At 61.8% G+C, this 16,976-nt stretch carries 19 protein-coding genes and 1 pseudogene; 16 read left to right on the forward strand and 4 right to left on the reverse strand.

The genetic code is table 11. The annotated features are described in order from the left end of the window. Positions 1 to 42: 42 nt before the first annotated feature. Positions 43 to 1,341, reverse strand: coding sequence for an ammonium transporter (locus WFP36_RS00855; protein WP_336977061.1), 1,299 nt, complete (start codon positions 1,339 to 1,341; stop codon positions 43 to 45). Positions 1,342 to 1,485: 144 nt separating this feature from the next. Beyond that, positions 1,486 to 2,514 carry a 2-hydroxyacid dehydrogenase gene (locus WFP36_RS00860; RefSeq protein ID WP_336977063.1) on the reverse strand — a complete coding sequence of 343 codons (1,029 nt, stop codon included), beginning with the start codon at positions 2,512 to 2,514 and terminating at the stop codon, positions 1,486 to 1,488. A gap of 88 nt (positions 2,515 to 2,602) precedes the next feature. Between WFP36_RS00860 and WFP36_RS00865 the strand changes: the two genes are divergently transcribed. Then, on the forward strand, positions 2,603 to 3,073 hold the full coding sequence (locus WFP36_RS00865) for an SH3 domain-containing protein (protein ID WP_336977065.1): 471 nt from the start codon (positions 2,603 to 2,605) through the stop codon (positions 3,071 to 3,073). A gap of 24 nt (positions 3,074 to 3,097) precedes the next feature. Here the strand turns inward: WFP36_RS00865 and WFP36_RS00870 are convergent, their stop codons facing one another. Then, entirely contained in the window at positions 3,098 to 3,472 is a 375-nt protein-coding gene (locus tag WFP36_RS00870) for a hypothetical protein (RefSeq protein ID WP_336977067.1), read from the reverse strand. A gap of 92 nt (positions 3,473 to 3,564) precedes the next feature. After that, positions 3,565 to 4,761, reverse strand: a complete 1,197-nt coding sequence (locus tag WFP36_RS00875) for a thiolase family protein (protein ID WP_336977069.1) — start codon at positions 4,759 to 4,761, stop codon at positions 3,565 to 3,567. Between the two features lie 120 nt (positions 4,762 to 4,881). Between WFP36_RS00875 and WFP36_RS00880 the strand changes: the two genes are divergently transcribed. From WFP36_RS00880 to nuoI, 15 genes and pseudogenes are all read left to right on the forward strand, one after another. After that, on the forward strand, positions 4,882 to 6,315 hold the full coding sequence (locus WFP36_RS00880; protein WP_336978665.1) for a coniferyl aldehyde dehydrogenase: 1,434 nt from the start codon (positions 4,882 to 4,884) through the stop codon (positions 6,313 to 6,315). Positions 6,316 to 6,462: 147 nt separating this feature from the next. Next, positions 6,463 to 6,837 (forward strand): NADH-quinone oxidoreductase subunit A, encoded by a 375-nt coding sequence (locus tag WFP36_RS00885; RefSeq protein ID WP_054529802.1) that lies wholly within the window; start codon positions 6,463 to 6,465, stop codon positions 6,835 to 6,837. Then, positions 6,828 to 7,382, forward strand: a complete 555-nt coding sequence (locus WFP36_RS00890) for a NuoB/complex I 20 kDa subunit family protein (RefSeq protein ID WP_336977073.1) — start codon at positions 6,828 to 6,830, stop codon at positions 7,380 to 7,382. Before WFP36_RS00885 ends, WFP36_RS00890 begins: the two co-directional genes overlap by 10 nt. A gap of 2 nt (positions 7,383 to 7,384) precedes the next feature. After that, positions 7,385 to 7,999, forward strand: a pseudogene (locus tag WFP36_RS00895) (NADH-quinone oxidoreductase subunit C); the annotation flags it as partial. A gap of 14 nt (positions 8,000 to 8,013) precedes the next feature. Continuing rightward, positions 8,014 to 8,577: a hypothetical protein gene (locus WFP36_RS00900; RefSeq protein WP_336977075.1), complete on the forward strand. Its 564-nt coding sequence runs from the start codon at positions 8,014 to 8,016 to the stop codon at positions 8,575 to 8,577. Continuing rightward, positions 8,574 to 9,788 carry an NADH-quinone oxidoreductase subunit D gene (locus tag WFP36_RS00905; protein WP_336977077.1) on the forward strand — a complete coding sequence of 405 codons (1,215 nt, stop codon included), beginning with the start codon at positions 8,574 to 8,576 and terminating at the stop codon, positions 9,786 to 9,788. The genes WFP36_RS00900 and WFP36_RS00905 overlap by 4 nt, the downstream gene beginning before the upstream one ends. Beyond that, complete coding sequence (locus tag WFP36_RS00910) at positions 9,785 to 10,135, forward strand: nuclear transport factor 2 family protein (RefSeq protein ID WP_336977079.1); 351 nt, start codon at positions 9,785 to 9,787, stop codon at positions 10,133 to 10,135. The genes WFP36_RS00905 and WFP36_RS00910 overlap by 4 nt, the downstream gene beginning before the upstream one ends. Continuing rightward, entirely contained in the window at positions 10,135 to 10,803 is a 669-nt protein-coding gene (locus WFP36_RS00915; protein WP_336977080.1) for a complex I 24 kDa subunit family protein, read from the forward strand. Before WFP36_RS00910 ends, WFP36_RS00915 begins: the two co-directional genes overlap by 1 nt. Further along, positions 10,803 to 10,943, forward strand: a complete 141-nt coding sequence (locus WFP36_RS00920; RefSeq protein ID WP_336978709.1) for a hypothetical protein — start codon at positions 10,803 to 10,805, stop codon at positions 10,941 to 10,943. Before WFP36_RS00915 ends, WFP36_RS00920 begins: the two co-directional genes overlap by 1 nt. Then, the gene (nuoF, locus tag WFP36_RS00925; RefSeq protein ID WP_336978666.1) at positions 10,940 to 12,250 is read left to right on the forward strand and encodes an NADH-quinone oxidoreductase subunit NuoF; all 1,311 of its coding nucleotides are present in this window, start codon (positions 10,940 to 10,942) and stop codon (positions 12,248 to 12,250) included. Before WFP36_RS00920 ends, nuoF begins: the two co-directional genes overlap by 4 nt. Next, entirely contained in the window at positions 12,247 to 13,032 is a 786-nt protein-coding gene (locus WFP36_RS00930; RefSeq protein ID WP_336977082.1) for a hypothetical protein, read from the forward strand. Before nuoF ends, WFP36_RS00930 begins: the two co-directional genes overlap by 4 nt. Continuing rightward, positions 13,032 to 15,041: an NADH-quinone oxidoreductase subunit NuoG gene (gene nuoG, locus WFP36_RS00935; protein ID WP_336977084.1), complete on the forward strand. Its 2,010-nt coding sequence runs from the start codon at positions 13,032 to 13,034 to the stop codon at positions 15,039 to 15,041. Before WFP36_RS00930 ends, nuoG begins: the two co-directional genes overlap by 1 nt. Continuing rightward, positions 15,038 to 16,084 (forward strand): NADH-quinone oxidoreductase subunit NuoH, encoded by a 1,047-nt coding sequence (gene nuoH, locus WFP36_RS00940; protein ID WP_336977085.1) that lies wholly within the window; start codon positions 15,038 to 15,040, stop codon positions 16,082 to 16,084. Before nuoG ends, nuoH begins: the two co-directional genes overlap by 4 nt. Further along, entirely contained in the window at positions 16,081 to 16,494 is a 414-nt protein-coding gene (locus WFP36_RS00945; protein WP_336977086.1) for a hypothetical protein, read from the forward strand. The genes nuoH and WFP36_RS00945 overlap by 4 nt, the downstream gene beginning before the upstream one ends. Next, a complete protein-coding gene (gene nuoI / locus WFP36_RS00950) occupies positions 16,491 to 16,976 on the forward strand; it encodes an NADH-quinone oxidoreductase subunit NuoI (RefSeq protein ID WP_336977087.1) in 486 nt (161 codons plus the stop codon). The genes WFP36_RS00945 and nuoI overlap by 4 nt, the downstream gene beginning before the upstream one ends.

Here is a 16,976-nt window from a genome sequence, read left to right on the forward strand (position 1 = left end):
AGGCTGCGGGCCGCCGATGAAGGCGGGCCCGCGCTCTATCGGTTAATCGAATTCCCAGCCGCGCTCGCCATGGCTGGTGATGTCGAGGCCCTCGGTTTCCTCTTCTGGGCCGACACGCATCGGCAGCAGGTAAGAGACGCCCAGCGCCAGCACGACGGTGGCAATCGCCGACCAGATCGCGACCACGACTACGCCTACCACTTGCGCGGAAACCATCGTTACCATGTTCAGCCCCTCGGGGAAGCCGGTGCCGCCAAGGGCAGGCGAGATGAACAGGCCCAGCAGCAGCGAGCCAAGCATGCCGCCGACGCCGTGAACCGCGAAGACGTCGAGGGAATCGTCGATTTTGAGCTTCAGCTTGATGAGATGGATCGCGCCGTAACAGACCGGCGCGGCCAGCGCACCGAAGAGGATAGCGGCCCCTGGCGAGACGAAACCCGCTGCCGGAGTGATCGTTGCCAGGCCGGCAATCGCGCCAGTGGCGAAACCCACGCTTGTCGGCTTGCCGAAAGTGAAGCGTTCGATCAGCACCCAGGCCAGTGCCGCCGTAGCGGCCGCGACGTGGGTATTGATGATCGCCGTGGATGCATCGTCAGTGGCATTCAGTGCCGAGCCGCCATTGAAGCCGAACCAGCCGACCCACAGCAGCATGGCGCCGATCATGGTCAGGCCCGGGGCGTGGGGAAGCATGGCCGTTCCGGGAAAACCCTGGCGCTTGCCCAGCAGCAATGCGATTACGAGCCCGGAAATACCGGCAGTCGTGTGAACCACGATCCCGCCCGCGAAATCGAGCGTACCGATGCTGGAAGCGAGCCAGCCGCCGCCCCACACCCAGTGAGCGACCGGTGCATAGACGATGAGGCCCCACAGGGCAGTAAAGCCGATCACCCAGCCGAAACGGGCGCGGTCCACCCATGCGCCGACCATCAGGGCAGGCGTGATTGCCGCGAACGTCATCTGGAACAGCGCGAAAGTGCTCTCGGGGATCGCAAGTCCCTGGCGTACATTGCCAAGGTCGATCAGCATCCAGGCATTGCCTGCACCCAGCCAGCCATTGGTCACACTGCCAAAGGCCAGAGTATAGCCGACCACGACCCACAGCAGCGAAGCCATCGCCGCCACCGCGCCGCATTGCAGGGCAACCGAGAGGAAATTCTTTGCGCGCACAAGGCCGCCGTAAAACAGCGTAAGCCCCGGAAGGCACATCAGCAGGACGAGAGCGGATGAAACGAGGATCCAGGCCGTATCGCCGCTATCGCCTGCGGCCGCGTAGGGATCCTGGGCGAAAGCTGCGGTCGGAAGGACGGCCAGTGCCATCCCCGCAAGAACTCTGCGGATCATCCTGCTGATACTCCCCCTGCGCCCATCCTCGCGGGCTTCTCTGATGCTTCGCCGTCTAGGCCGGAATTTCTCCGGCAGACAAGCGCCGGAACCAGAAATCTGCGGATGTGTGCCGGTCTTGGCCAGCCGCTATCCTGAATCGCCTCAGCCGAGGCCCACTACCACCCGGTCCGGCGGCGAATGACCGTCGGCCCAGCTCTGGATATTGCGGATGATCTTCTCGCCCGCGGCCGTGCGGCCTTCCAGCGTGGCGCTGCCCAGATGGGGCAGGGCTACGACATTGGGCAGATCGACGAAGCGGGGATCGATGTTCGGTTCATTGAGGAACACGTCCAGCCCGGCGCCACCGAGATGGCCGCTGCGCAGGGCAGCGATCAGCGCATCCTCGTCGATCAGGTCGCCGCGGCCGCTGTTGATCACGAAGGAGCCGGGCTTCATCGACGCGATGCGCTGGGCATCGAGCATGCCCTTGGTCTCTGCAGTGACGGGGCAATTGAGCGAGAGATAGTCCGAGGCGGAAATGACGCGGTCGAGATCGGGCTCGAATTCGGCGCCGAGGATCGTCTCCAGCGCGTCAGGCAGGCGGCGGCGATTGTTGTAGACCACCTGCATGCCGAAGGCGCGGGCCCGGTGAGCCAGCGCCTGGCCGATGCGACCCATGCCGACAATGCCCAGTACCTTGCCGCGCAAGGTCCGGCCCAGCATGTGGGAAGGCGACCAGCCCGGCCATTCATTGGCAGCCACCATACGGATGCCTTCGGACAGGCGACGCGAGGCGCACAGGATCAGCGCCATGGTGATATCGGCCGTATCCTCGGTAAATACACCTGGCGTGTTGGTGACCATGATCTTGCGTGCCTGGCAGGCCTGGAGGTCTAGATGGTCCACCCCGGCACCGAAATTGGCGATCAGGCCCATCCGGCTGCCCGCAGCCTCGATCATCGACGCGTCGATCTTGTCGGTGACGCAGGGCACCAGCACATCGCAATCCTGCATCGCTGCGATCAGTTCGTCCCGGCTGAACTGGCGATCTTCCGTGTTGAGCACGGTGTCGAACAGTTCGGCCATGCGCGGTTCGACGCCGGGCAGGTGCCGGGTCACGATCACACGAGGCTTGCCGCCTACGCGACGCGGAGATTCGGGCGAAGCGGCCGAGGGAGTGCTTTCAGTCATACTTAGCGCGCTATGCGCCCGTTGTGGGACGGTCAAGCACCCGTTTGCGTGCTTGAAGCGTCACCATGCCGGGGGTTATGGGATGGGAATGCGATTCCTCGCCCGACTTGTCCCGATTGCCGTTTTCGCCGCACTTGCCGTACCCGCCACCGCGCAGGATCGGGAAGTGCCCTATTGGGCATCCATGCGCTCGAAAGAGGTCAATATGCGCGTGGGCCCGAGCGAGGAATATCGGATCGACTGGGTCTATCGCCGCCCGCAGCTTCCGGTGAAGGTGATCCGGGTCAAGGAAGGCTGGCGCCTGATCCGCGATCCCGATGGTGCGCAGGGCTGGGTGGTTGCACGCCTGTTGAGCCCGGAACGCACTGCACTGGTGGTCGGCAAGAATCTTGCCCCGATGCGCGATGGGCCGAGCGACAGCGGCTTGCTGCTCTGGAATGCCGAGCCGGGCGTGGTCGGTAAGCTGGGCGACTGCGACAGTGGCTGGTGCGAGTTCGATGTCGACGGTCGCAAGGGGTGGGTCCGCCAGCAACGCCTGTGGGGTGCCGGCGAACCCTGAAGTTGTTGCTCGCTTTGACAGTAGCTAGCTGAGCTTGCGAACCTTCACGGGATCGCCTTCATCCGGCGTGGAGGTGAATATGCCGTCGGCACCCGGCTCGCTATCGGTGTAGCAAGTCGGCTTCTTGCCTTCCGTTTCCGGTGTAAAGCAGGTCTTGCCGTCCTTGATTTCCCAGCTTCCCCATTCGACCACTTCGCCGCGCACCGCGTCGGTATAGGTCCGGTCGGCCGAAATGACGGAAGTCATTTTCGTGCCGTCCGCCTGGGTCACTTCATAAGTTCCCAAGGCAGCTTCTTCAGGTGACTTCGGTGTTTCCGGAGCCGCCTTCTGGCTTTCACTTTCAGATCCGGAACAAGCGGCCAAGACGAGGGCCACGCAAAGCAACGCGATTTTTCTCATTATTGCCTCTCCCTTTTTTTCAAAGAGATCGGCAAATTAACATAGATTGCCCGCTTTCACGCAGCCCGTGCCAGAGTTCTCCCCCGTTTGGATCAGATCAATTCAATAGCAACTGCTGTGCCTTCGCCGCCGCCGATGCAGAGCGAAGCAACGCCGCGCGCCTTCCCCTGATTTTTCAGGGCATTGAGCAAGGTCACGATGATGCGCGTGCCGCTCGCGCCGATCGGGTGGCCCAAGGCAGTGGCGCCGCCATTCACATTGATCTTGTCATGCGGAATGCCGAGATCGTGCATTGCGAACATGGCGACGCAGGCAAAGGCTTCGTTCACTTCGAACAGATCGACATCGTCGATTGTCCACCCGGCCTTGGCGAGTGCCTTCTGGATCGCGCCGACGGGGGCAGTGGTGAAGAGGCGGGGATCGTGGGCGTGGGCGGCCATCGACACGAGTTTTGCCACCGGCGTGAGGCCCTTGGCCTTCGCCACGCTCTCGCGGGTGAGGACCACCGCGGCGGCACCGTCCGAGATCGAACTGGAGGTTGCAGCCGTGATGGTGCCGTCCTTGGCGAAAGCCGGGCGCAGCTGCGGGATCTTTTCCGGGCGTCCTTTGCCGGGCTGCTCGTCAGTATCCACGGTAACGTCACCGGCGCGGGTGGAATAGGTTACCGGCACAACCTCGTCGGCAAAGGCGCCGCTGGCAATGGCGGCATTGGCGCGCCGCAGGCTTTCGATCGAGTAATCGTCCATCGCCTCGCGCGTGAGCTGATACTCGTTCGCGGTTTCCTGCGCGAAGCTGCCCATGGCCGCACCGGCCTCGTAAGCATCTTCCAGCCCGTCGAGGAACATATGGTCATAGGCGGTATCATGGCCGAGGCGCGCGCCGGAGCGGTGCTTCTTGAGCAGGTAGGGGGCATTGGTCATGCTCTCCATCCCGCCCGCGACGATCACGTCCACGCTGCCCGCAGCCAGAGCCTCGGACCCCATGATGACAGTCTGCATGCCGGAACCGCAGACCTTGTTGACCGTGGTGGCCTGCACCGACTTGGGCAGGCCTGCCTTCAGCGCGGCCTGGCGAGCGGGTGCCTGGCCGAGGCCTGCGGGAAGCACGCAGCCCATATAGAGTCGTTCGATATCCTCGCCGGCGATTCCGGCGCGCTCGACAGCGGCCTTTACGGCAGTCGCGCCAAGGTCAGTGGCGGAAACCTCGGAGAGGGCGCCCTGCATGCCGCCCATCGGGGTGCGCGCATAGGAAAGGATGACGATCGGGTCGTTGGCAGAAAACTCGGACATGGCGGAACATCAGCCTTTCGCTTAAGAACACGAGGACGTGTAGCGATGTAATGTTGCAGTGCGGCAGAATCAATTCATCAAGCGGCCCGAATGTTTGAGGCGGGCAGGGGATATGGCGCGATGAACCAGTTGCCGGAAAGCGATGCGGCAGGCTTGCTGGCCCTTCAGCGCGCGGCCTTCGAGCGAGCGCGGCCTGAACCGCTTTCCGCACGCGCCGACCGGATAAAGCGGGCGATCGCCTTGCTGGTTGATCACGGCGATGAACTCGCCGCCGCAATGAGCGCGGATTTCGGTAATCGCAGCCGCGACCTGTCGATGCTCACCGACATGCTTCCCGCCGTCAGCCTCGGCAAATATTGCCTCAAACAGCTGAAGCGCTGGGCACGACCGGAGCGGCGGGCGGCGACCTTCCCGCTTGGGCTGATCGGCGGCAGAGCCGAAGTGCGGCATGAACCGAAGGGCGTGATCGGCGTGGTCTCGCCCTGGAATTTCCCCGTCGGCCTCAGTTTCGGCCCGATGATCCAGGCATTTGCGGCCGGCAATCGAGTGCTGGTGAAGCCGAGCGAGTTCACCGAACGCACCTCTGCCCTGATGGCGGAACTGGTCGGTCGCGCCTTCGCTCCTGATGAGGCTGCCGTCGTGACAGGCGGTGCGGATATCGCTGCGGGTTTCACCGCACTGCCATTCGATCACCTCGTCTTCACCGGATCGACCGCGACCGGGCGCAAGGTGATGGAGGCGGCGGCGCGCAATCTGGTGCCGGTCACGCTGGAACTGGGCGGGAAATCCCCGGTGATCGTCGGGCGCAGTGCGGACGTCGATCGTGCGGCCGAGCGGATCGCGATCGGCAAGCTGATGAATGCCGGGCAGGTGTGTCTCGCTCCCGATTATCTGCTGGTGCCGGAAGAGCGGGAGGAGGCCATTGTCAGTGTCCTCGCCAACAAGGCTGCCGGGATGTATCCCACGGTTCTGGCGAATGAGGATTACACGTCCATCGTCAATGACCGTCATGTCGAGCGGTTGAAGGGCCTGATCGCCGACGCGACGGCCAAAGGCGCGGAAGCAGTCGAGGTTTGCCCGTCCGGCGAGGATTTCTCCGCCAGTAACAGCCGCAAGCTGCCGCTTACAATCCTGCGCAATGTGAGCGACGGGATGGAAGTGATGCGGCAGGAAATCTTCGGCCCGATCCTGCCGGTGATGACCTATCGATCGGTCGATGAGGCAATCGGCTATGTCAACGCGCATGACCGGCCGCTTGGGCTCTATTATTTCGGCGAGGATGGTTCGGAGCGAGAACAGGTTCTCGCGCGGACCATTTCCGGCGGCGTCACCGTGAACGATGTCATCCTGCATATCGCGCAGGACGATTTGCCATTCGGCGGCATCGGCCCGTCGGGAATGGGGGCCTATCACGGGCCGGAAGGATTCAAGGCCTTCAGCCATGCCAGAGCGATTTATCGGCAGCCGCGATGGGACGTCGCCGCTCTGTCCGGGCTCAAACCCCCTTATGGCGCAGCAACGAGGAGGGCACTCGGCATGCTGTTGCGCAAATGAGAGTGAAGGAAGTGCTGCAATCGCCTCAAGTCTGGGGAAGGATGGCTGAATTCAACCCGAATTTGGCCCGCTCCGGCCTTGCACCCTGCTTGGGCAGGGCCTAGAGGCGGGCCGACTCTAACTGTCTCCGCTTTACGGGAATCGTCCGTGGTCGATCTGTCACAATATCTGCCGATCCTGATCTTCCTTGCCATTGCGCTTGGTCTGTCGGCTGCTTTCGTGTTCCTCCCGATGGGGGTCGCGCGGCTTACCGGTGCGCATAATCCCGATGCGGAAAAGCTCAGCGAATATGAATGCGGTTTCCCCGCCTTCGAAGATCCGCGCAGCCAGTTCGACGTGCGCTTCTATCTGGTGGCGATCCTGTTCATCATCTTCGACCTTGAAGCGGCGTTCCTGTTTCCCTGGGCCGTCAGCCTGGATGTGACGGGCTGGCCGGGCTGGATCACGATGATGGTGTTCCTGGGAGAACTTGTGATCGGCTTTGCCTATGCGTGGAAGAAGGGAGCGCTGGAATGGGAGTGATCGAACCCCAAAAGGCGGGACTGGCCAATGCAGGCGCGATGACCGCGCCCGATCAGGCCTTCTTCGACAGCCTGAATGCTGAAGTCAGCGACAAGGGTTTCCTTGTCACTTCGACTGAAGAGCTGTTCCAGTGGGCTCGTACGGGCTCGCTGTGGTGGATGACCTTCGGCCTCGCCTGCTGCGCGGTGGAAATGATCCACGTGAACATGCCGCGTTACGACATGGAGCGTTTCGGCGTTGCTCCTCGTGCTTCTCCGCGCCAGTCGGACGTGATGATCGTTGCTGGTACGCTGTGCAACAAGATGGCCCCGGCACTGCGCAAGGTCTACGACCAGATGTCGGATCCCAAATATGTGATCTCGATGGGCAGCTGCGCCAATGGCGGCGGCTATTATCACTATTCCTATTCGGTGGTGCGCGGCTGCGACCGTATCGTGCCGGTGGACATTTATGTCCCGGGCTGCCCGCCGACTGCCGAGGCGCTGCTTTATGGCGTGATGCAGCTGCAGCGTAAGATCCGCCGCGTCGGCACGATCGAGAGGTAAGGATGGCCAAGGTCCTGCATTCAGCCCCGAAGATCGCCCAGATCGACGGGATTGCCGACACGCTCGCCGGTGCGCTGGGCGATATGCTCATTCACGCCAAGGAAGAGCATGGCGAAATCGTGCTTTCCGTGGTGCGCGAAAAGGTGGAAGACGCCCTTCGCCTGCTGCGTGATGGGTATGAATACCAGCAGCTGATGGAAATCGCCGGGGTGGACTATCCGAACCGTGAGGAGCGGTTCGATGTCGTCTACATGCTGTTGTCGGTGACGAAGAACCACCGCATCCTGGTGAAGTGCCGCGCTGCCGAGAATACTCCGGTCCCCACCGTTACGACGCTGTGGCCGAATGCCGGATGGCTCGAACGCGAAGTGTTCGACATGTATGGCGTGCTGTTCGAAGGGAATACCGACCTTCGCCGCATTCTCACCGATTACGGCTTCGAAGGGCATCCCTTCCGCAAGGATTTCCCGCTGACGGGCTATCAGGAACTGCGCTATTCCGAAGAGGAAAAGCGCGTTGTCTACGAACCCGTCGAGCTGGCGCAGGACTTGCGGCAGTTCGATTTCATGAGCCCTTGGGAAGGTGCGAAATACGTGCTTCCGGGTGACGAAAAGGCCGAGGGAGAAGCCAAGTGAGCGCATCTGTCGCTTTCCGTGCTGCTCTGCCGCTGGCGCTTGCCGCCACTGGTCTCGCTGGCTGCAACCTGATGAAGGGTCAGGAAGAACAGCAGGTGGAGGCTCCGGCCGGCACCACTATCGTTCAGCCCGATGTTCAGCGTGACCTGCCAAAGGATGCTGCCGGTCAGCCGGTGGACAAGGGCGAGGGCCCCGTGCTGCAGGCTCTGGGCGACTTGTCCGGGGTCGATCTCGGTCAGCGCAAGGGCGGTTGCACGTTCCAGCATAATGACGGCCGCGATCTGCTGATCACCGCCGCAGCGGCGGATAAGGGTGTTGCAGGCAAAGCCGCGGCGCGGATCGACGGCGTGATCGTCTATCTCAACACGGTCGGCGATATCGGGCTCGACGGCATCAAGGCCGGCGGCAAGTACAGCAATGGCACCATCACGGTGGAAGTGGCACGCGGTTCGCAAGGCGGCGAATCCGGCGGAGTCAGCCGGTATCAGGCAAATCTGGGCGTGACTGACGCCAACGGCAAGCAACGGCTCTATTCGCCGGGGATGTGGATCTGCGCATGAGTGGTTTGACCATGGAACAGTCGCCGACCACCGGCGACGAGACGATCACCAATTACACGATCAATTTCGGGCCCCAGCACCCGGCGGCGCACGGCGTGCTGCGCATGGTGATGGAACTGGACGGCGAGATCATCGAGCGCATCGATCCGCATGTCGGCCTGCTGCATCGCGGCACCGAAAAGCTGATCGAGCACAAGACCTATCTCCAGGCGCTGCCTTACTTCGACCGGCTCGACTATTGCTCGCCGCTGGCGATGGAGCACAGCTACGTCCTGGCGATCGAGAAACTGCTGAACGTCGAGGTTCCGCTGCGCGCCCAGTATTTGCGCGTGCTGTTCGCGGAACTGACCCGCATCTGCAATCACATGCTGAACATGGGTTCCCATGTGATGGACGTGGGCGCGATGACGCCGAACCTGTGGCTGTTCGAAATCCGCGAGGATTGCCTCAACTTCTTCGAACGCGCTTCGGGCGCTCGCATGCACAGCGCGTGGTTCCGTCCGGGCGGCGTGCACCAGGACGTGCCGCTCAAGCTGCTCACCGACATTGCCGACTGGCTCGACACGCGCCTGCCGCGACTGTTCGAGGACGCGATGTCGCTCGTGGTCGACAACCGTATCTTCAAGCAGCGCAATGTCGATATCGCCATTGTCAGCAAGGAAGACGCGCTGGCCTGGGGCTTCTCCGGCCCGATGATCCGCGCGGCCGGTATTCCGTGGGACATTCGCAAGGCGCAGCCTTACGACGCCTATGACCGGATGGATTTCGAGATTCCGGTCGGCACCAATTCCGACTGTTATGACCGGTTCATGGTCCGCGTCGAGGAAGTGCGCCAGTCGGCCCGGATCATGAAGCAGTGTCTGGCTGAAATGCCGGAAGGCCCAATCTCCTCCAGCGACCGGAAGGTTTCGCCTCCCAAGCGCGGCGAAATGAAGCAGTCGATGGAAGCGCTGATCCATCACTTCAAGCTTTATACCGAGGGCTTCCACGTCCCGGCGGGTGAAGTCTATGTGGCGACGGAAAGTCCCAAGGGCGAATTCGGCGTCTATCTGGTGAGCGATGGCAGCAACAAGCCTTACCGCTGCAAGATCCGCCCGACTGCCTTCAGCCACCTTCAGGCAATGGATTTCATGAGTAAGGGCCACATGTTGCCCGACGCGACCGCCATTCTTGGCGCGATCGACGTTGTGTTCGGGGAGTGTGACCGGTGAGCAATCTTGAAACCGCCGAAGCAATGATCGCGGCCTATAATGCGCAAGACGTGGACCTTTACGTTTCCTACATGACTGACGACGCCTGCGAGGCGAATTATCGCGGCGATGTGGTGCGCGAAGGCAAGGAAGGCACGCGCTCCGGTCTTGCCGCGGCATTCGCCCGCTGGCCGGAAAACCACGCCGAAATCGTCGAGAAGCAGGCGATCGGCAGCTATGTGATCTTTCGCGAACACGTCACGCGCGGACCGGCTACCGATGGTTCGGACCTGGTAGAGCCATTCGATGTGATCGCAGTCTATTCGTTCGAGGGCGACAAATGCTCTCGCGTGGAGTTCATCCGCTAATGGCCGACCGTCATCTCGAACCCGATACCCCCGAACTGCGCGCGCGCTGGGGTGGTTTTGCGTGGAATGCGGAAAACGCCGAAAAGGCGAAGGAAGTGGTCGCCCGCTATCCGGCCGGTCGCCAGCGTTCGGCAGTCATGCCGCTGCTCGATCTGGCCCAGCGCCAGGTGGGGGCGGAGACGAATACGCAGGGCTGGCTGCCGATCCCGGTGATGGAATATATTGCCGCCTATCTCGACATGCCGATCATTCGCGTGGTCGAGGTGGCCACCTTCTACACCATGTACAATCTCGTTCCGGTGGGCCGCTATCATGTGCAGGTCTGCGGTACGACGCCGTGCATGCTGCGCGGCAGCGACGATATCCTGTCGGCTTGCAAGAAGCGCGGGATGCACAAGGGCCACACTACCGATGATGGACTGTGGACCCTCACGGAAGTGGAATGCATGGGCAATTGCGCCTCCGCGCCGATGGTCCAGATCAATGACGACAATTTCGAGGATCTGACGGTCGAAAGCTTCGACAAGGTCCTCGATGCGCTGGCGAAGGGCGAGACGCCCAAGGCCGGTACGCAGCTGCCCGGCCGCCACACGGTCGAGCCGGTTGGCGAGCCGACTTCGCTGGCCGCGATGGTCAAGGAAAACCACGACTATCGGGGTGAATGGTAATGGCCACGGCAATTGCCATCGGCGGTGCGCTTGTTGCGGGCTTTCTGGCCTGGAAAGTGTTCACCGGACTTATCAAGATCGCTTCGTTCGTGATGCTGTTTGCGGTTGCGGGCGTGCTGTTCTGGCAGGGGTATATCTGATGCTGGCTGACAAGGACCGCATCTTCACCAATCTCTACGGGTTCCAGCCCTGGAACCTGAAGGCTGCGCAGGGGCGCGGCGATTGGGACAATACGAAGGACATCCTGGCCAAGGGTCCCGAAGCGATCATTGAGGAAATCAAGGCCTCGGGTCTGCGCGGGCGCGGCGGTGCGGGCTTTCCCACCGGCATGAAGTGGAGCTTCATGCCCAAGGAACCGCCCAAGGATCAGAACGGCAACCCCAAGCCTAGCTTCCTGGTGATCAATGCTGACGAATCCGAACCGGGTTCGTGCAAGGATCGCGAAATCATCCGCCACGATCCGCACAAGCTGATCGAGGGCGCGCTGGTCGCCGGTTTCGCGATGCGTGCGCGGGCCGCCTATATCTACATCCGTGGCGAATATATCCGCGAGGCCGAAACCCTGTTCGCCGCCGTCCGCGAAGCCTATGACGCGGGCCTGCTGGGCAAGAACGCGGCCGGTTCGGGTTATGATTTCGACGTCTTCGTCCATCGCGGCGCTGGCGCCTATATTTGCGGTGAAGAAACCGCGATGATCGAAAGCATCGAGGGGAAGAAGGGCCAGCCGCGCCTCAAGCCCCCGTTCCCGGCGGGCGCAGGCCTCTATGGCTGCCCCACCACGGTGAATAATGTGGAATCGATCGCGGTCGCCCCCACGATCATGCGCCGGGGCGCTGCCTGGTTCTCCAGCTTTGGCCGGGACAACAACAAGGGCACCAAGCTTTTCCAGATTTCGGGCCATGTCGAAAAGCCCTGCGTGGTCGAGGAGGCGATGAGCATCCCGTTCCGTGAACTGATCGAGAAGCATTGCGGCGGCATTCGCGGCGGGTGGGACAATCTGCTCGCAGTGATCCCCGGCGGCTCCTCGGTTCCGCTGGTTCCGGCAGCCCAGATCATGGACGCGCCGATGGATTTCGACGGGTTGCGTGAACTCGGGTCCGGTCTGGGCACCGCTGCCGTAATCGTGATGGACAAGTCCACCGACATCGTCCGGGCGATTTCCCGCCTCAGCTATTTCTACAAGCACGAGAGCTGCGGCCAGTGTACTCCCTGCCGTGAAGGCACGGGCTGGATGTGGCGCGTGATGGAACGCCTGCGCACCGGCGATGCCGAAGTCGAGGAAATCGACATGCTGTTCCAGGTGACCAAGCAGGTTGAAGGTCACACCATTTGCGCCTTGGGCGACGCGGCTGCATGGCCGATCCAGGGCCTCATCAAGCATTTCCGCCCCGAAATCGAGCGCCGCATCACCGAACGCGCGGCTTCGATGCAGGAGGCAGCAGAGTGAAGCGGCTCCTGCTTGCTCTTGGATGTGCGACGGTGCTGATGTCGGCCCCGGTTGCGGCGCAGTCGAACAATGACGACTTCACGCCGCTCAATTCGCGTATCAAGCGCAAGAACCAGTTTCCGCTGGAGCCCCGCAAGACGTTCGATTTGAAGAAGATGTCCGAAGTGAACAAGAGCCGCAGCAAGGCCATGCTGGGGCAGTTTACGCGGTGCCTCTATAATCGCTCGAACGAGAAATCGCTCGATCTGTTGAACAAGAGCGATCTCGGTTTTCGTGACTTTCAGCAGATCGGCACCGATACCCAGAAAGCCATGCGTGTCTTTGGCTTCAACGATTGCCTGCGCCGTGTCGCCAGCACGAACAACAGCGGCGTATCGCTGCATTTCTATTCAGCGGGCGTTCGCCAGTGGCTGCTGCAGGAAGCCTATTTCGATCGTTATCCCGATGAGCCGACCTGGGTTAAGCCCGGCAACGTGATCGGCGAGCGCACTTTGCCGCTTTCCGAAGGCGACGCTTATGTTGGCACTGTGCTGGAACTTGCCGATTGTGTCGTGTCGCAAGATCCCTACAACGCCGATTTCTTCTTCCGTACCCCTGCCGGATCTGAAGACGAAAAACAGGCCATCAATGAGTTGATGCCGTCACTGTCGGGATGCATTCCCGAAGGGCGGCAATTGCAGATTGATCCGTCCTCGCTGCGCATCTGGCTGGGTGAAGGCCTGTGGCACGCATCCAACAACAGTGCACCGGCCGAGGCCGATAGTTCCGAGGTTAATCAGTAATGCCCAAGCTCACCGTAGACGGCATCGAAGTGGAAGTCCCCGCAGGGGCGACCGTGCTCCAGGCCTGTGAGGCTGCGGGCAAGGAAATTCCACGTTTCTGCTATCACGAACGGCTCTCGATTGCCGGCAATTGCCGCATGTGCCTCGTGGAAGTGAAGCCCGGGCCGCCCAAGCCGCAGGCGAGCTGCGCGCTGCCGGCAGGTGAAGGTCAGGAAATCCGCACCGATAGCGAAATGGTCAAGAAGGCGCGGGAAGGGGTGATGGAGTTCCTCCTCATCAACCACCCGCTCGATTGCCCGATCTGCGACCAGGGCGGTGAATGCGATCTGCAGGATCAGTCCGTGGCTTATGGCCGCGGCGCCTCGCGCTATGACGAGAACAAGCGCGCCGTCACCGAGAAATACATGGGTCCGCTGATCAAGACGGTGATGACCCGCTGCATTCACTGCACCCGTTGCGTGCGCTTCTCGGAAGAGATTGCCGGCGTGGACGAAATCGGCGCGCTTTATCGCGGCGAGAATATGCAGATCACGACCTATCTCGAGCGTGCAGCCAAGCATGAGCTTTCGGCCAACGTGATCGATCTGTGCCCGGTCGGCGCACTCACTTCGCGGCCCTACGCTTTCGAGGCGCGTCCGTGGGAACTGAAGAAGACCCTGTCGATCGACGTGTCCGACGCGGTCGGCTCCAACATCCGGATCGACAGCCGTGGCCGCGAGGCCTTGCGCATCCTCCCGCGCGTCAATGATGACGTGAATGAGGAGTGGCTGAGCGACAAGGCGCGTTTTCAGGTCGACGGGCTCACGCGCCGCCGCCTCGACCGCGTGTGGATTCGCAAGAAGGGCAAGCTCCAGCAGGCAAGCTGGGATGAGGCTTTCAAGGCCATTGCCGCCGCCAAGCCGGGCAAGAACATTGCTGCCGTTGCTGGCGACATGCTCGATTGCGAGACGATGTTCGCCGCCAAGGCACTGCTCAAGGCCAGCGGTTCGTCGCTGATCGAGAGCCGCCAGACGGGCATGGACTACGATGTTTCCAGCCTCGCGGCCGTCAACTTCAACAGCACCTTTGCCGGGATCGAGAAGGCCGATGCCGTTCTGATCATCGGCAGCCATGTGCGCTGGGAAGCGCCGCTGGTGAATGTCCGCCTGCGCAAGGCGGCCAAGAACGGTGCGAAGATTTTCATCGTCGGCCCGGAATGGGAAACGACCTATCCGGCAACCTTCCTCGGTGCCGATGTGTCGGTCCTCTCGAAGCTGCCGAAGGACGTGTCCGACGCGCTTGCTGCGGCACAGCGTCCGGCCATCATTCTGGGCGGGGCGGGGCTTGCCGCCGGTGCGCATGACGCTGCGCTGGCGCTCGCCGCCAAGTTCAAGGTGGTGAAGGACGACTGGAACGGCTTCAACGTCCTCCACATGGCAGCGGCTCGCATGGGCGCGCTGATGCTGGGCTTCGCGCAGCAGGGCGGGATCAAGGACCTCGCTGCCGCCAAGCCGGCGGTTCTGCTGGCGCTCGGGGCTGATGAGGTCGATTTCAGTGCCTTTGAAGGCAGCCTGAAGGTCTATATCGGCCATCATGGCGACAAGGGCGCTCATGCGGCAGATATCGTGCTGCCGTCTGCCGCTTTCACCGAGAAAACAGGGACCTACGTCAACACGGAAGGCCGCGTACAGTTTGCCGACAAGGCGGTGTTCGCGCCCGGCGACGCGCGTGAAGACTGGACGATCCTGCGCGCGCTGGCCGATGCTCTGGGCGTGACTGTCGGCTTCGACAGCTTCGCCGGGCTTCAGGCCGCGATGATCGCCGAAGTTCCGGCCCTTGGGGAAGAAGGCCTGGCCGATTACGGCAGCGATCTGCCCAAGGGCGACGCGAAGGCGAAGATCGAAGGCGAAATCCGCTATCCAATCAAGGACTTCTATCTTACCAACCCGATCGCCCGCGCGAGCGAGACGATGCAGCGTTGCTCGTCCGAACTGCTCCACGGCGTAGAGTTCGCGGAGGCGGCGGAATGACCAGTTATTTCCAGTCCCTCGGCCTGAGCTATGAATGGTCGTGGTTCATCGCGACCATCGCGGGTATCCTGCTGATTGCCCTGCCGCTGATGCTGGCGGTGGCCATGATCATCTACGTCGATCGCAAGATCTGGGCGGCTATGGCGCTGCGCAAGGGCCCTAACGTGGTCGGCCCCTTCGGCCTGTTGCAGAGCTTTGCCGACGGCCTGAAGGTGTTCCTGCAGGAAACCATCATCCCTTCGGCATCGAATAAGGGCCTGTTCCTGATCGCGCCCATTGTGACTTTCACGGTCGCGCTGATGTCATGGGCAGTGATCCCGTTCAATTCCGGTGCCGTGCTGGCGGATATCAATGTCGGCCTGCTCTATATCCTCGCGGTCAGTTCGCTGGGGGTTTACGGCGTGGTCGTGTCGGGCTGGGCGTCCAACTCGAAATACCCGTTTTTCAGCGCCATGCGCGCTGCCGCGCAGATGATTTCCTATGAAGTCTCGATCGGCTTCATCCTGATCTGCGTGGTGCTCTGGGCAGGTACGTTCAACCTCAACGGCATTGTCGAGGCACAACAGGGCCACGGCCTTGGCATCGTGAACGGCTATTTCTTCAACGTCTTGCTGTTCCCGATGTGGGTGCTGTTCCTGATCTCCGGCATGGCCGAAACCGCGCGCGCGCCTTTCGACCTTACCGAGGCGGAATCGGAACTCGTCGCCGGTTATCAGACCGAATATTCCTCGATGGCCTTCGCGCTGTTCTGGCTCGGCGAATATGCCAACGTGCTGCTGATGTGCACGCTCAACGCAGTGCTGTTCTTCGGTGGCTGGCTCCCGCCGCTCGACATTCCAGTGCTCTACCTGATCCCGGGCTGGCTGTGGCTCTTTGCCAAGATCTTCTTCTTCTTCTTCGTGTTCAGCTGGGTGAAGGCCACTGTGCCGCGTTATCGCTATGACCAGCTGATGCGCTTGGGCTGGAAGATCTTCCTGCCGATGAGCCTGCTGTTCGTCGTGCTCGTCTCGGGCTGGATGATGGTCACGAGGTATGGCGTATGAGCATGCTGCTCGCCATGGCTGCCGCTTCTGCTGTTGCGTCCGGCACTTCGTTTGATTGCGAAGTGGTGACGCGCAAGTTCTCGGTTTTCGCTCCCGATGCGGAGACGACCGCGAAGTTCAACGGCAACGTGCTGACGCTGTACAAGTTCGATGCCCAGGCCGGTGCCTTTGGCGAGGCCGGGGTGAAGGTCGCCCAGGTCTTCGACGGCCTGCCGGATAACCTCTATCTCCAGCTCGACGATGGCAGCAATTCGCCCATCGACGTTACCATTTTCGAAATCGACCCGAATGCGGGCACTGCGCGCGCTTCCATCATGGAAGATCTCACTCCCGAGGCCGCGCAGCGCACGATGATCGGGCTTGAAGGAAGCTGCATGGTCATGCCCGGCGACGGAAAGGAAGGCGCATGAGCGTCGCGCACCTCGTCAAGTCGTTCACCCTTTGGGAGTTCGTGAAGGCGCATGCCCTCACGCTGAAGTATTTCTTCAAGCCCAAGGCGACGATCAACTATCCGTTCGAGAAGAACCCGCTGAGCCCGCGTTTCCGCGGCGAACACGCGCTGCGTCGCTATCCCAACGGGGAAGAACGCTGCATCGCGTGCAAGCTGTGCGAGGCGATCTGCCCGGCGCAGGCGATCACGATCGAGGCGGAACCGCGCGATGACGGCAGCCGCCGCACGACGCGCTACGATATCGACATGACCAAGTGCATCTATTGCGGCTTCTGTCAGGAAGCCTGTCCGGTGGATGCGATCGTCGAAGGGCCGAACTTCGAATATGCGACCGAAACGCGCGAAGAACTGCTTTACGACAAAGCTAAACTGCTGGCGAACGGGGACAAGTGGGAGCGGGCAATCGCCGCGAACCTTGAAGCCGATGCGCCCTATCGCTAG

Origin of the sequence: Fulverythrobacter fulvus, assembly GCF_037154085.1 — a bacterium.
Taxonomy (GTDB): Bacteria; Pseudomonadota; Alphaproteobacteria; order Sphingomonadales; family Sphingomonadaceae; genus Andeanibacterium; species Andeanibacterium fulvum.